General features: G+C 72.7%; 9 protein-coding genes. 1 reads left to right on the forward strand and 8 read right to left on the reverse strand.

Annotated features, from left to right (window positions below; genetic code table 11):
* Positions 1-203: 203 nt before the first annotated feature.
* Positions 204-2,657, forward strand: a complete 2,454-nt coding sequence (locus P2H44_RS12410; protein ID WP_275763870.1) for a ligase-associated DNA damage response DEXH box helicase — start codon at positions 204-206, stop codon at positions 2,655-2,657.
* 39 nt (positions 2,658-2,696) lie between these two features.
* Here the strand turns inward: P2H44_RS12410 and P2H44_RS12415 are convergent, their stop codons facing one another.
* From P2H44_RS12415 to P2H44_RS12450, 8 genes are all read right to left on the reverse strand, one after another.
* Positions 2,697-4,313: an AMP-binding protein gene (locus P2H44_RS12415; RefSeq protein WP_275763871.1), complete on the reverse strand. Its 1,617-nt coding sequence runs from the start codon at positions 4,311-4,313 to the stop codon at positions 2,697-2,699.
* 97 nt (positions 4,314-4,410) lie between these two features.
* A complete protein-coding gene (locus tag P2H44_RS12420) occupies positions 4,411-7,809 on the reverse strand; it encodes an acetyl-CoA carboxylase family protein (protein ID WP_275763873.1) in 3,399 nt (1,132 codons plus the stop codon).
* Between the two features lie 139 nt (positions 7,810-7,948).
* Positions 7,949-8,974 carry an ABC transporter ATP-binding protein gene (locus P2H44_RS12425; protein WP_275763874.1) on the reverse strand — a complete coding sequence of 342 codons (1,026 nt, stop codon included), beginning with the start codon at positions 8,972-8,974 and terminating at the stop codon, positions 7,949-7,951.
* On the reverse strand, positions 8,964-9,968 hold the full coding sequence (locus P2H44_RS12430) for an ABC transporter ATP-binding protein (RefSeq protein ID WP_275763876.1): 1,005 nt from the start codon (positions 9,966-9,968) through the stop codon (positions 8,964-8,966). Before P2H44_RS12430 ends, P2H44_RS12425 begins: the two co-directional genes overlap by 11 nt.
* Entirely contained in the window at positions 9,965-10,855 is an 891-nt protein-coding gene (locus tag P2H44_RS12435) for an ABC transporter permease (RefSeq protein ID WP_275763877.1), read from the reverse strand. Before P2H44_RS12435 ends, P2H44_RS12430 begins: the two co-directional genes overlap by 4 nt.
* Positions 10,845-11,765, reverse strand: coding sequence for an ABC transporter permease (locus tag P2H44_RS12440; protein WP_275763878.1), 921 nt, complete (start codon positions 11,763-11,765; stop codon positions 10,845-10,847). The genes P2H44_RS12435 and P2H44_RS12440 overlap by 11 nt, the downstream gene beginning before the upstream one ends.
* Before the next feature lie 79 nt (positions 11,766-11,844).
* The gene (locus tag P2H44_RS12445) at positions 11,845-13,422 is read right to left on the reverse strand and encodes an ABC transporter substrate-binding protein (protein WP_275763879.1); all 1,578 of its coding nucleotides are present in this window, start codon (positions 13,420-13,422) and stop codon (positions 11,845-11,847) included.
* Between the two features lie 191 nt (positions 13,423-13,613).
* On the reverse strand, positions 13,614-14,636 hold the full coding sequence (locus tag P2H44_RS12450; protein ID WP_275763880.1) for an NAD(P)-dependent oxidoreductase: 1,023 nt from the start codon (positions 14,634-14,636) through the stop codon (positions 13,614-13,616).
* Between the last annotated feature and the right edge of the window lie 59 nt (positions 14,637-14,695).

Genomic DNA, 14,695 nt, shown 5'->3' on the forward strand with positions numbered 1-14,695 from the left:
TGCTTTCGGCGAGCGTCAAGGCGCAGGCGGCGAGGGCTGGGCGACCTCCAACGGCGCGACGCGTCGAGGTCGGGCGCCGCCGCGCCTTCGGCGCGACGCAGCCAAGCCCGCCCGCAGGGCGCCTGCAGACCGATGCGGAAAGGGGCGGAGCGGTCGCCGCGATCCCCTTTCGTTCCCTCCCCGCGGGGCGTAGCCTGCGGGCCATGGACGCCGCCCCCTCGCCCGATCCCAGCCTGCTGCCGCCCCGCTTCGCCGACTGGTTCGCGCGGCAGGGCTGGGCGCCGCATCCCCACCAGCTGGCGCTGCTGGAGAACGCCCGCCTGGGCGGGGCCGACCTGCTGGTGGCGCCGACGGGCGGCGGCAAGACGCTGGCGGGGTTCCTGCCCTCCTTGGTCGCGCTGGAGGGGCAGCCGCGGCCGGGGCTGCACACCCTCTACGTCTCGCCCCTCAAGGCGCTCGCCGCCGACATCCGCCGCAACCTCCAGCGGCCGATCGAGGAGATGGGCCTGACCGTGCGGGTCGAGGACCGCACCGGCGACACCAAGCAGTCCGCCCGCCGCCGCCAGCGCGCCGACCCGCCCCAGATCCTGCTGACCACGCCCGAGAGCCTGGCGCTGCTGCTGTCCTACGAGGACGCGCCGCGCATCTTCGCCGGCCTCAGCCGCGTGATCGTGGACGAGGCGCATGCGCTGGCCGAATCCAAGCGCGGCGACCAGCTGATGCTGGGGCTCGCCCGCCTGCGCAGCCTCTCGCCCGGCCTGACCGTCGCGGGCCTCTCGGCCACGGTCGAGGATCCCGCGAAGCTGGGCCGCTGGCTCTCGCCCGCCGGCTGCCGGGTGCTGGCGGCCGATCCGGGGCCCGAGCCCGACATCGCCATGCTGGCCTCGCAGACTCCGCCGCCCTGGTACGGCCAGGGCGGCCGTTACGCCGCGGCCGAGGTCATGGACCTGATCCGCCGCCACCGCACCACGCTGATCTTCCACAACACCCGCGCCCAGGCGGAGCTGTTCTTCCAGGCCCTCTGGTCCGTCAACGACGACGTCCTGCCCATCGCCATCCACCATGGCTCGCTGGACCGCGAGACCCGCGTGCGGGTCGAGGCGGCGATGGCCGAGGGCGCCCTGCGCGCCGTGGTCTGCACCGGGACGCTGGACCTCGGGATCGACTGGGGCGACGTGGACCTGGTGGTGCAGGTGGGCGCGCCCAAGAACGTCAAGCGGCTGGTGCAGCGGATCGGACGCGCAAACCACCGCTACAACGCCCCCTCCCGCGCCCTGATCGTGCCCGCGAACCGCTTCGAGGTGCTGGAGTGCCAGGCCGCCCTCGAGGCCGTGCGCGAACACGACCTGGACGGAGAGGCCGAACGCCGCCCCTCCCTGGACGTCCTCTGCCAGCACATCCTGGCGACGGCCTGCGCCGGGCCGTTCCAGCCGGATGCGCTGTTCGCCGAGGTGCGCCTTGCCGGCCCCTACGCCGACCTGACGCGGGCCGACTTCGACGCCTGCCTCGAATTCTGCGCCACCGGCGGCTACGCGCTCGCCGCCTACGACCGCTGGAAGCGGCTGGTCGAGGGGCCGGACGGCGCCTTCCGCCTGCGCGATCCCCGCCTGACCCGGCCGATCCGCATGAACCTCGGGACCATCGTCGGCACGGAAACCCTCGGCGTGCGCCTCAAGGGCAAGCGCGGCGGCGGGCCGAAGCTGGGCGAGGTCGAGGAGGACTTCGCCGCCAACCTCTCCCCCGGGGACACCTTCCTGATCGGCGGCGAGGTGGTGCGCTTCGAGTCGATCCGCGAACTGACGCTCGAGGTCTCCCGCGCCCCCGGCCGCAAGCCCAAGATCGCGGTGTTCGGCGGCTCCAAGTTCTCCACCTCCACGCTGCTGTCGAACCGGGTGATGGACCTGCTGCAAAGCCCCGAGCGCTGGTCCACCCTCCCCCCCGCCGTCGAAAGCTGGCTGCGCCTGCAGGCCGACCGCTCCGAGATCCCCCCGCGCGAGGGCCTGCTGGTCGAGACCTTCGGGCGACGCGACCGCTTCGGCGAGGGCCGCCATCACCTCTGCGCCTACGGCTTCGCCGGCCGCAACGCCCACCAGACCCTGGGCCTGCTGCTGACCCGGCGGATGGAGGCCGCGGGCCTCGCGCCCCTGGGCTTCGTCTCCTCGGACTACGCCCTGCTGGTCTGGGGGCTGGAGGAGGTGACGGACCCCGCCCCCCTCTTCGAACCCCAGGGCCTGCGCGACGGGCTGGAAACCTGGCTCGGCGACAACGCCGTGATGAAGCGCACGTTCCGCAACGCCGCCATCATCGCCGGGCTGATCGAGCGCAACCAGCCCGGCGGGCGCAAGTCGGGCCGGCAGGCGACCTTCTCCTCCGACATCCTCTACGACACCCTGCGCCGCTACGATCCCGATCACCTGATGATGCGCATCACCCGCGAGGAGGCGATGCGCGGCCTGGTCGACTTCGACCGGATCGAGGAGATGCTGACCCGCGCCGCCGGCCGCATCCGACACGTCCGCGCCGAGGGCGTCACGCCTCTGGCGGCGCCCCTCCTGCTCGAGGTCGGCAAGGTGCCGATCAAGGGCGAGGGCTCGGAGCGGCTGGTCGAAGGCGAGGCGGCGGCGCTGATGGCCGAGGCGGGGCTCGATCCGCTCTGACCCCGCCCGCCTTCCTGGCGGCCCCCGAACCGGGCGCCCTCAGCGCACCGCCTCGCGCTTGACCGAGAGGCCGGCGGCCTCGCGGTCCCAGACGTCGGGGGTCAGGCCCTGCCGGCGCAGCTCGGCCTTCTGGATCTTCAGCGTGGGGGTCTTGGGCAGCGCCTCCATCACCCGGAAGAACCGCGGGACCATGTAGTGGGGCATCCGCTCCCGCGCGAAGGCGAGCAGCTCGGCCGGGTCCACGCTCGCCCCCGCGGCGGAGACCACCGCCACCAGCACGTCGTCCTCGCCATGCTCCGAGGTCACCGCCACGGCGGCGCATTCGGCGACGGACGGGTGGGCCTGGATCTCGATCTCCACCTCGAAGGAGGAGATGTTCTCCCCCCGCCTGCGGATCGCGTCCTTGATCCGGTCGACGTAGAAGAAATTCCCCTCCGCGTCCCGCCGCAGGGCGTCGCCGGTGTGGAACCAGCCGTTGCGCCAGGCGCCCGCGGTCGCCTCCGGGTTCTTGTGGTAGCCCGAGCAGAACACCCACGGATCGTCCGAGCGCAGGATCAGCTCGCCCACCGCGCCGACGGGCAGCTCCTCGTCGTTCGCATCCACGATCCGCGCCTCCATCCCGGGGCGCGCGCGCCCGCAGGTTCCGGGAACCTCGGGGTTGATCTGGGTGATGATCGGGGAGGCCGTCTCCGACATGTTGAAGACGGAGTAGAAGTCGAGCCCCACGCGCCGGCACAGCGCCTCGGACTCCGCGTTCGAGGGCGCCAGCAGCGCCAGCCGCAGGGGGGTGCGGATCTCGTCCTCGCTGCGGGGGAGCTTGGCGAGGAAGGTCGCGATGGTGCCCATCATCACCGCGAAGGTCGCCCCGGTGCGGCGCACGTCGCTCCAGAACGTGTCGGTGCGGAAGCGGTCCAGCACGGCGATCGAGCCGCCGGTCGCCAGCGCCCAGGCGATCTTGGCCATGCCGGTGATGTGGAAAAGGGGCGTGTGCACCAGCCCCCGGTCGCCCGCGCCCGTGGTGGGGAAGGACACCCGCGCCCCGGTGTTGATCTGCACGTAGGAGGCCAGCACCGCCTTCGACGGCCCCGTGGTGCCCGAGGTGAACAGGATCGTCTGCACGTCCCAGGGCTCGATCGGCCGCTCGAGCGCCGGCGCCTCGGTCCCCGAGCCGGACGAGAGCGCCGCCTCCGGCAGCACCGTCAGCCCCGGCGCCGGCGCCTCGGCCGGGCCGTCGAGCGCGATGATCGTGCGCAGCGGCCCCGTGTCCACGTCCGCCAGCCGCGGCAGCATCGCGGCGTGGCAGACCATCACCGACGCGTCGGCGAGGTGCAGCACATGCTCCAGCAGCCCGCCCTTGTAGGCGGTGTTCATCGGCACGAAGACCGCGCCCAGGTGGTTGACCGCCAGCCACAGGCGCACGGGCGCGGGGCCGTTCTCGAGCCAGGACAGCACGTGGTCGCCCTGCCGGACCCCCAGCGCGTGCAGGGCGTTCGCCGTCTCCAGCGTCTTGCGGCGCAGGTCGGCCCAGGTCCAGTCGGGCTCGTCGCCGCCGAAGACGGCGAAGGGCGCGTCGGGCGTGCGCTCGGCGTGCAGGTCCAGAAGGTGGCGGAAGACGCAGTCCTCGCGGGGCGGGATGCGGCGCGCGACGTCGGTCATGGCCCGGTCCTTTGCTGGCGAGGCCCCGCCGGGGGCGGGTCGGGCGGGGCCGGATGGGGGCGGCGGGCCGCGCCCGGCGCGGGGCGCGGCCGAAGGGTCACCAGGTGTCGATGTAGCGGTGCTTCTTCTCGGTCCGCGGCGGGACCGGGGGCAGGCGGCGCAGGCCGTTGACGATCCAGGCGCGGGTGGCGGCGGGGTCGATCACGTCGTCCACCCCGCCCCCCACCACCGCGTTCACCGCGCGCGCCGTCTCGTAGGCCTCGGCGACGCGGCGGTCGAACTCGGCCTTGCGCTCGGCCGGGTCGGTCATCGCGGCCAGCTCGTTGCGGAAGCCCAGCTTCACCGAGCCCTCGATGTTCATGCCCGCGAACTCGGCCGTGGGCCAGGCGACGGTCATGAAGCCCACCAGCGTCCCCGCCCCGCACATCGCCTGCGCGCCCAGCCCGTAGGCCTTGCGCACGATGATGGTGAACAGCGGCGTGGTCATGTTCGCGCCCACGTTGAACAGCCGCGCGCAGTGGCGCACCAGCGCCGTGCGCTCGTGATCCGGGCCCACCATGATGCCGGGGCAGTCGACCAGGCTGATCACCGGGATGTCGAAGGCGTCGCACAGCTGCAGGAACCGCGCCCCCTTGTCGGAGCCGTCCGAGTCCACCGCCCCCGACAGGTGGTGGGGGTTGTTGGCGATCACCCCCATCGGCCGCCCCTCGACCCGGATCAGGGCGGTGATGATGCCGATCCCGAACTTCTCCCGGATCTCGAGCACCGAGCCCTCGTCCGCGATCAGGTTGATCACGTCGCGCATCTCGTAGAGGCGGGTGCGCTTCTCGGGCACCACGTGGCGCAGGCGGCGCTGGTCGGGGGCGGTCCATTCGTCGATCGGACCCTGGAAGTAGGAGAGGTATTTCTTGGCGACCGCGACCGCCTCGGCCTCGTCCTTCACCAGGATGTCCACCACGCCGTTGGGCACCTGGAAGGACATCGGCCCGACCTCCTCGGGCGTGTAGATGCCCAGGCCCCCGCCCTCGATCATCGCGGGCCCGCCCATGGCGATGGTCGAGGCCTCGGTCGCGATGATCACGTCGCAGCAGGCCAGAAGCGCCGTGTTGCCCGCGAAGCAGCGCCCGTTGTTCACCCCCACCATCGGCACCAGGCCAGAGAGGGAGGAGAAGGTGGTGAAGGTGGTCACGTCCAGCGCCACCCGCGGCCCGTCGACGTCGTCGCCCGGCCGTCCCCCGCCGCCTTCCGAGAACAGCACCACCGGCAGGCGGAAGCGATGCGCGAGCTCGAACATCCGGTCCTGCTTGTAGTGGTTCTTGCGCCCCTGGGTGCCCGCCAGCACCGTGTAGTCGTAGGCCACCACGATGGCGCGGGACCGGTCGTCGGAGAACTTGTCCCCGTTGATCGAGCCGGTGCCCGCCACCACGCCGTCCGCGGGCGTGGTCCGGCGCAGCGTTTCCATGTCGTGGCGGGAGTGGCGGTGCGCCACGATCAGAGGCCAGTATTCGGAGAAGGAGCCCTCGTCGAACAACTCGTCGATGCTCTCGCGCAGCATCCGGAAGCCGCGGGCGCGGCGCTTGGCGACCGCCTCGGGGCGGTTCTCGTCGAGCGTGTAGGCGTGGCGGTCGATGGCTTCCTGGAGGTCGGCGCGGATGTGGTCGAGGTCGATCTCCTCGGCCGCGTCGGCGGCGGCGCCGGCCTCGACCTCGGCCTCCTCGAGATAGACGATGGGCCAGCCCTCGCGGACCACGTCGCCGGGCTTCATGGTGACTTCGCGCACGATGCCCGAGCGGTCGGCGACGATCACGTGCTCCATCTTCATCGCCTCGACCAGGGCCACCTGGCGGCCGGCCCAGACCGCCTCGCCGGGCTCCACGTCGATGGTCACGATGGTGCCCTGCATGGGGGCGACGAGGCCCACCGCGCCGTCCTTGGTGGGCGGACCGGCGTCGACCGCCGCCGCGCCCGCGGCCTTGGCGGCGGCGTCGTGGGCGAAGAGCGCGAGCGGATCCTCCCGGTCGATCCGCGCGCCGGCGTAGCCGTCGCCGGCGGCGGGCGCGGCGGCTTCGGGCGCGGCCTCGGCCGCCTCCTGCTCCAGCGCGGCGGCCGCGAGGCCCGCGATCTCCTCGTCCACCCAGCGGGTGTGGGCGCGGCCGGCCAGCACGTCGGGATGCGCCAGGATCGCGCGCAGCAGGCCCTTGTTGGCGCGCACCCCCTCCAGCCGGAACTCCGCCAGCGCCCGCTCGGCGCGGCGGGCGGCGGCCTCGAACCCGCCCGCGGGAGCGTGGGCGATCACCTTGGCGAGCAGCGAGTCGTAGAGCCCGCTGGTGCGATAGCCGCGGTAGCCGAAGCCGTCGACGCGGATCCCGGGCCCGGTCGGGGGCTCGTAGGTCTCGATCAGGCCGCCGCCCGGGCGCACCGCGCCGTCGGCGCCGATGGTCTCGAGGTTCACCCGGGTCTGCACCGCCCAGCCCCGCGGAACCGCGGCCGCGGGATCGTCCAGGCCCAGCTCCGCCAGGCTCGCCCCGTCGGCCACCTTCAGCTGCGTCTGCACCAGGTCGACGCCGGTCACCGCCTCGGTCACCGTATGCTCGACCTGCAGGCGGGCGTTGGCCTCGATGAAGACGAAGGGCAGGGCGCCGGGGCGGCCGGTGGCGTCCACCAGGAACTCGAACGTGCCCAGGTTGAGGTAGTCGACGCTGCGCGCGATGCGCAGGGCGGCGTCCAGGATCTCCTCCCGCAGGCCGGGGTCGAGGCCGGGGGCGGGGGCGATTTCGACGATCTTCTGGTAACGCCGCTGGATCGAGCATTCCCGCTCGCCCAGGTGGGCGACGGCGCCGTGGCGGTCGCCGACGATCTGCACCTCGACATGGCGGGCGCGGGGAATGAACGCCTCGACGTAGAGCTCGGGGCGCCCGAAGGCCAGCCGCGCCTCGGAGGTGCAGCGGGCGTAGGCCTCCTCGACCTCCGCCTCGCTCAGCACGGCGCGCGAGCCCCGGCCCCCGCCGCCGCCCACCGCCTTGATCATCATCGCGCCGCCGGGGCCGAGATCGGCGAGGAAGGCGCGCGCCTCCTCCAGCGTCACGGGGCGGTCGATGCCGGCGTTGACCGGCGCGCCGGCGGCGACGGCGGCTTGGCGGGCGCGGGCCTTGTCGCCGAAGAGATCGAGCTGCGCCGGCGTCGGCCCTACGAAGACCAGGCCTGCGTCCGCGCAGGCGGCGGCGAAGTCGGCCCGCTCGGCGAGGAAGCCGTAGCCGGGATGGACCGCGTCGCAGCCGGCCTCCTTCGCCGCGGCGATCACCGCGGCGACGTCGAGATAGGCGGCCGGCCCCTGGCCGGGCAGGGTCACGGCGGCGTCGGCGCGCCGCACGTGCAGGCTGTCGGCGTCGTCCTGGGGGTGGACGGTCGCCGTGCGCAGGCCGAGGTCGCGGGCCGCGGTCGCGATGCGGATGGCGATCTCGCCGCGGTTGGCGATCATCAGCGCGGACATGCTCATCGGGGGGCTCCTGTGGTCGCGGCGCGGGAGGCGTCGCCGGAAAGGGAGGGGCGCGCGCAGGGGCTCGCGCACGGGCCCGCGAGGGGGCCGCGCGGCAGGGCCGCGCCGGGCGGGGCGCGCCGCCGGTCGGGCCGGGGCGTCACGCGGGGCGCCCCGTGGGCAGGGGATCGGGCGTGGCGGCGGCCTCGGCCCGCCGCGGCGCGCCCTCCGCCGTCAGCAGGTGGCAGCGCGCCCAGGCGTCCGGCGCGGTGACGACGACCTCCGGGTCCGTCTCGCTGCAGGGCGCGAAGGCGTGCGGGCAGCGCGGATGGAACCGGCAGCCAGACGGCGGCGACAGGGCCGAGCCGATCTCGCCATGGATCACGTCGCTGGCCGGCGGCCGGTCCGGGTCGGGATGCGGGGCCGAGGCCAGCAGCGCCTGCGTGTAGGGGTGGCGCGGCGCGCCGAACACCGTCTCGGTCGGCCCCTGCTCGACCATCGCGCCCAGGTACATCACCCCCGTCTCGTGGGAGAAATGCTCCACCAGCGCCAGGTCGTGGGCGATGATCAGGTAGGCGAGGCCGAACTCCTCCTGGATGTCCGACAGCAGGTTCAGGATCTGCGCCCGGATCGAGACGTCGAGCGCCGAGGTCGGCTCGTCCAGCACCAGCGCCTTGGGCCGCAGCGCCAGGGCGCGGGCGATGGCGATGCGCTGGCGCTGCCCGCCGGAGAACTCGTGCGGATAAAGCCGCGCGGCGCCCCGGGGCAGGCCGACGACGTCCAGCGCCTCCTCCACCCGGCGCGTCGCCTCCGCCCGGCTCATGCGGTTGTGGGCCAGCAGCGGCTCGGACACGATGCGCCCCACCCGCAGGCGGGGGTTGAGCGAGGAATAGGGGTCCTGGAACACCGCCTGCACCTCGCTGCGGAACTCCTTCAGCGCGCTCCCCGACAGGGCGGAGACGGCGCGCCCCTGGTAGATCACCTCGCCGGAGGTCGGGCGTTCGAGCAGCAGCATCAGCTTGGCGACCGTGGTCTTGCCGCAGCCGCTCTCGCCGACCAGGGCGAAGGTGCGCCCCGGCTCGATCCCGAAGCTCACGTCCTCGACCGCGTGGACGAGGCCGGCGCGGGAGAACAGGCCGCCCCCCACCTCGAACCGCTTCACCAGCCGGCGCGCTTCAAACAGCATCGGCGGTCTCCGTCTCGTTCAGCCAGCAGGCCGAGGTCTGGCCGCCGGGCAGGGCGAACTCCGGCGGATAGGCCGCGTCGCATTTCGGCATCCGCCGGGGGCAGCGCGGCGCGAAGCGGCAGCCCTTCGGCAGCGCCAGCAGGTCCGGGGGCTGGCCGCCGAGCGCGTAGAGCCGGCGGCGCCGCGCCCCCAGCCGCGGGATCGAGTCGAGCAGCGCCTGGGTGTAGGGATGCGCGGGGCTCTTGAAGATCGCCCGCGCCGGGCCCTGCTCGACGATGCGGCCCGCGTACATCACCGCCACCCGGTCGCAGATCGAGGCGGCGACGCCCATGTCGTGGGTGATCAGCACGATGGCCACGCCCGTCTCGCGCTGGATCTCGCGGTAGAGCTCGATCATCTTCACCTGGATGGTGACGTCGAGGTTCGAGGTCGGCTCGTCCGCGATCATCACCTCCGGCGCGCAGGCGATGGCCATGGCCGAGACCGCGCGCTGGCGCATGCCGCCCGAGAACTGGTGGGGATAGTCGTCCAGCCGCCGCTCGGGCGAGGGGATGCGCACCCGTCCCAGCGCCTCGGCCGCCTTCGCCCGCGTCTCGCGCAGGGTGCGGGTGATGCGGTGGTGGCGCAGGGGGGAGCCGACCTGGTCGCCGATGGTGAACACCGGGTTGAGCGAGGTCATCGGGTCCTGGGTGACCATCGACAGCCGCCGCCCCCGCCAGTCGCGGGCGAGCTCGCGCTCCGAGAGCGTGGTCAGGTCCACGCCCCCCACCCGGACCGAGCCGCGCGCGATGCGCCCCGCCGGCCGGGGCAGCAGGCGCAGGATCGACAGGCAGGTCATCGACTTGCCCGATCCGCTCTCGCCCACGATGCCCAGGGTCTCGCCCTTGGCCACCTCGAAGCTGACGCCGTCGACCGGGCGCAGGGCGCCGCGCCGCAGGCGCAGCTCGACGATCAGGTCCTCGACCTTCAGGGCGGGGTCCGCGTGCAGGGTCAAAGCTGCTTCCTCCGGGGATCGAGCACGTCGCGCAGCCAGTCGCCGAACAGGTTCGACGACAGGCACACCAGCATGATCGCGATGCCGGGCATGGTGATCGCCCACCAGGCGTTGGTCAGGTAGGCCCGCGCGTCCGCCAGCATCAGCCCCCAGGAGATCGCGGGCGACTGGATGCCCAGGCCCAGGAAGCTCAGCGAGGCCTCGAAGATGATCACCTGCCCGATCTGGAGCGTGGCGAGCACCAGCATCGTGTTGACGATGTTGGGCGCGAGATGGCGGTGGAAGATGGTGAACGAGCTGACGCCCGCCACCTTCGCGAGCGCCACGTAGTCCCGTTCTTTCAGGCTCAGGATCTCGCCCCGCACGATGCGCGCGTACCAGGTCCAGTAGGTGACCACGATCACGATCACCACCGTCTCCAGCCCCGGCTCGAGCACCGCGGCCAGGATCAGCGCCAGCGCCAGCGCCGGGATCGACATCTGCACGTCGACCAGCCGCATGATGATCGCGTCGGCCCAGCCGCCGAAATAGCCCGCGATCATCCCCGCGAGCGAGCCGATCCCGCCCGAGAGCACGATCGCCCACAGCGACACCACCAGCGACACCCGCGCGCCGGCGATGATCCGGCTGAGGATGTCGCGGCCCAGGTTGTCGGTGCCCAGCGGATGCGCCCAGGAGCCTTCGGCCGCCCAGACCGGGGGCTGGAAGTTGGCCCGCAGGTCCAGCGCGGCAGGGTTCCAGGGCGTCAGCGCGTCGCCCCCCACCGCGCAGACCACCAGCAGGATCAGGATGAAGCCCGAGAACCACGGCGCGCCCGCGGCCGGCAGGCGGAAGCCGAAACGCCGGCGCGGCGTCGCGGCGGGGGGCAGGTCCGCTTCAGCCGCCATGACGAATCCTCGGGTCGATGAGCCCGTAGCTGAGATCCACGAGCAGGTTGGCCGCGACGAACATCGCCGCCGCGAACAGGACGCCCGCCTGCACCACGGGGAAGTCGCGGGCGAACAGCGCCTCGACCACGGTGCGGCCCAGGCCCGGCCAGGCGAACACCACCTCGACCACGAAGGAGCCGCCGAGCATGGCGGCGAAATAGACGCCCAGCATCGTCACCAGCGGCACGGCGGCGTTGCGCAGCGCGTATTTCCACACCAGCACGCGCTCGGGCGTGCCGACGCTGCGGCCCATGCGGATGTAGTCGCTGTCGAGCACGTCGAGCATCGCCGAGCGCACGATGCGCGTCTGCGCCGCCACCGGGTACCAGCCCAGCGCGATCGCCGGCATGATGACGTGGACCGGCGTGTCGGCCCCGTAGGCCGGCAGCCAGTCGAGGTGGATGGCGAAGACCAGGATCAGCAGCAGGCCGACCCAGAAGTTGGGCATCGCCTGGCCGGCCATGGCGAAGACCTTGCCGAAGCGGTCGATCCAGCCCCCGCGGTTGACCGCCGAAAGCACCCCGAAAGGGATCGCGACCGCCATCGAGAACATCAGCGCCACCGCCGACAGCAGGATCGTCGCCGGCAACCGGTCCAGCACCAGCTCCAGCGCCGGCATCTCCCAGCGGTAGGAGCGGCCGAAATCGCCCTGCAGCGCGTTGCCCGCGAAGACCAGGTACTGGCGCCAGACCGGCAGATCGAGGCCGAGCTCGACCCGCAGCGCGGCGATCACGTCGGGCGGCGCCTCGGGCGGCAGCATCAGCACCACCGGGTCGCCGGTGAGGCGCGTGATCGCGAAGATCACGATGGACGCTCCGACGATCGACAGGAGGCCCTGCACGATCCGGCGCATGAAATATCTCAGCATGGTTCGGCCCCTGGTGAGGAAGGATCCCGCGTCGCGAAGGAACCGGCCGCCGGCGCGCGCGCGCCGACGGCCGCGAGGATCAATCCGTCTTCAGGCCGATCTCCTGGAAGTTCCGCCAGAAGCCGGGATGCGGCCAGGGCGTGTAGCTGACCTTGTCCTCGCGCCAGGCGAAGGTGACCAGCGGGCGGTAGGTGGTCACCCCGCCCAGCACCAGCTCATGCTTCTTGCGGGCGATCTCCTTCAGCGCCGCCTCGCGCGCGTCGGGGTCCATGATCTTGTTCACGGCCTCGATCATCTCGTCCATCTCGGGATAGCCCGCGGTGTGCGAGTAGGAGCCCCAGCCCTTGCCCGGCACGAAGGAGTGGACGTGCCCGCTCCAGGCGGTGCCGGGATCGCCGGGCACCCCGTGGCCCCACATGTGCGAGAGGATGCCCCCCTCCATCTGCGGCGTGTCCTCGGCGCGGCGGTTGACGTTGATCCAGGCGCCGTACTCGAGGTTCTTCATGTTGCAGCGGATGCCGATCGCCGAGAGGTAGGCGAAGAAGGCCTCGCCCATCTCCTTGATGTTGGGCTCGCGCGGGGTGATCAGGTTGTAGCAGTTGGTCTCGAACCCGTTGGGATAGCCCGCGTCCTTGAGCAGCTGCATCGCCTTGGCGGGATCGTAGGGATAGGGCTTCAGGTCGGGGTCGTAGGCGGTCTCGCCCTCGCCGACCTCGACGTAGCGCTGGCCCTGGCCGAACAGCACCTGCTCGATGATCGCGTCGATGTCGGCGCCGTAGGCGACGGCCTGGCGGACCTCCAGCTTGCGGAAGGGCGAGTCCTCGGGGACCATGTCCATGTCGAAGAACAGGTTGTTGCCCGACACCCGGCTGGCGGTGGCCACGTTGTCCAGCGCCTCGATCTCCTCGATCATCGCCGGCGGCACCGAGTCGATCCAGTCGACGTCGCCGGTGCGGAAGGCCGCCACGCGGGTCAGGTCCTCGGGGATGATCTTGATCACCAGCTCGTCGACGGTGGGGTGATGCTCGGTGTTCCAGTAGGCCTCGTAGCGCTTGAGGCGGAGCTCCTCCTTCACCTTGCGCGAGACGAAGGCCCAGGGTCCGGTGCCGATCGGGTTCTGGGCGAAGGCCTCCTCGCCGACCTCCTGGAAGTACTTCTTCGGGATCGCCCACAGCTGCAGCCAGTTGGCGACGTAGTTCGCGTCCCCGTCCGAGAAGTGCAGCTTGAAGTGCAGGTCGTCGATGATCTCGAACTGCGAGACGTTGGCCTGGTAGTGCGGCCAGCGGGAGACGGCGGGATCGCGCAGGCGCTCGTAGGCGAACTCGAAGTCCGCGGCGGTCAGCGGGTCGCCGTTGTGGAAGGTCACGCCGGGGCGGATCTTCACGTCGATCACCGGCTTGCCGTCGACCTCCAGGACCTCCCAGCTCTCGGCCAGCCAGTTCATCCGCTCGCCGTCCGGGCCCGGCCGGACGAGCTGCTCGAACATCGTGCCGATGTAGTACTGGTCGACCCCTGCCGAGTACTTGGCGGGGTCCATCGTCGTCGACTCCGCGGCGAGCGCGACCGTCAGGGACGACTTCTCCTGCGCTCCCGCGGCGTAGGCCGTCGCGGATGCGGCGAGCGCGAGCGCCATGGCGCCCCATCTCAGATGGAACATGATCCTCTCCCCTTGGCGTTTCCTCCGCCGGGCCGCTCTGACGGCGATCCTCAGCTTGCGACAAGTTGACCCTGCGACATTCGCCCTGTCAAGAAAAGTTCGTATTCCTGATGAGTTAGCGGCCCGCAGGGCGCTCCGCCCCAGGTTGCGACGGGCTATGCGCGGCACGCCTGCAGGGGCGTGCGGCAGGCTCAGCGCAGGGCGCCGGGGTTCAGCAGGCGGGGCAGGGGGCGGCCGGCGGCGAAGTCGGCGAACAGCGCCGCGGCCATGCGCGCCACCCGCTCCCGGCTCTCGTGGGTGACGCCCGCGAGGTGGGAGGTCGCGATCACCGCGGGATGCGCCAGCAGCGGATGGTCGGGGGCCGGCGGCTCGCGGTCCCAGACGTCGAAGGCCGCGCCGGCGAGGCGGCCGGAGGCGAGCGCCGCCAGCACCGCCGCCTCGTCATGCACGCCGCCGCGCGCGGTGCTGACCAGCACGGCGCCCGGCCGCATCGCCGCCAGCGCCTCGGCCCCGATCAGGCCGCGGGTGCTCGCGTCCAGCGGACAATGCAGGCTCACCGCCTCGCTGCGGGCGAGCAGCTCAGGCAGCTCCACCTTCTCCGCCCCGCGCTCGCGGCAGGTCTGCGCGTCGAGGAACGGGTCGCAGGCCAGCACCGGGCAGTCGAAGGCCGCCAGCAGCCGCGCGAGCCGCCCGCCGGTGTGGCCCAGCCCGACAAGGCCCACGGTGCGGCCCGAAAGCTCCCGCCCCATCCAGCGGTCGCGGTCGCCGGCCTCGCCCCGGTCGATGGCGGCGCGGGCCTCGGGGAGGCGCTTGAAGAGCGAGAGGAGGAAGGCCAGCGCATGTTCGGCCACTGCGCCGGCGTTGCCGCCCGCCTGGTTGCAGGCCGCCACCCCGCGCCGGGTGCAGGCGGCGACGTCCACGGTGTCGAAGCCCGCGCCGTAGCTCGCCACAAGGCGCAGGCGCGGGGCGCGGTCGAGCAGCGCCTCGCCCACGTGCAGCGCCGCGGGCAGCTCGTTGCGGGCGGAGGTGATGTAGTAGGCGTCGCAGCCCGCCAGCGCGTCGAGCGCCGTCTCGACCGGGGCGTCGGCCGGAATGCGGACCAGCTCGCAGCCCTCCGCCCCCGCCATCGCCTCGAGGAAGGCGGGATGGGCGGGGGCGCCGATCATCGCCACGCGCACGGGCGCGGCGGCGGGCGGGGTCCGGTCCTGGGGCATGGCGCGTGCGCTCTCCGTCTTGGGCCCGCCGGGGCGGGGGATCGGTCGGACGCGGCGCG

This window comes from Albimonas marina, from assembly GCF_029223255.1.
In the GTDB taxonomy this organism is placed as follows: domain Bacteria; phylum Pseudomonadota; class Alphaproteobacteria; order Rhodobacterales; family Rhodobacteraceae; genus Albimonas.

Bases quoted from the DNA above. Each gene is read 5' to 3' on its own strand.
- P2H44_RS12410 (WP_275763870.1), top strand. From the start codon at position 204: ATGGACGCCGCCCCCTCGCCCGATCCCAGCCTGCTGCCGCCCCGCTTC.
- P2H44_RS12415 (WP_275763871.1), bottom strand. From the start codon at position 4,313: ATGACCGACGTCGCGCGCCGCATCCCGCCCCGCGAGGACTGCGTCTTC.
- P2H44_RS12420 (WP_275763873.1), bottom strand. From the start codon at position 7,809: ATGAGCATGTCCGCGCTGATGATCGCCAACCGCGGCGAGATCGCCATC.
- P2H44_RS12425 (WP_275763874.1), bottom strand. From the start codon at position 8,974: ATGCTGTTTGAAGCGCGCCGGCTGGTGAAGCGGTTCGAGGTGGGGGGC.
- P2H44_RS12435 (WP_275763877.1), bottom strand. From the start codon at position 10,855: ATGGCGGCTGAAGCGGACCTGCCCCCCGCCGCGACGCCGCGCCGGCGT.
- P2H44_RS12440 (WP_275763878.1), bottom strand. From the start codon at position 11,765: ATGCTGAGATATTTCATGCGCCGGATCGTGCAGGGCCTCCTGTCGATC.
- P2H44_RS12445 (WP_275763879.1), bottom strand. From the start codon at position 13,422: ATGTTCCATCTGAGATGGGGCGCCATGGCGCTCGCGCTCGCCGCATCC.
- P2H44_RS12450 (WP_275763880.1), bottom strand. From the start codon at position 14,636: ATGCCCCAGGACCGGACCCCGCCCGCCGCCGCGCCCGTGCGCGTGGCG.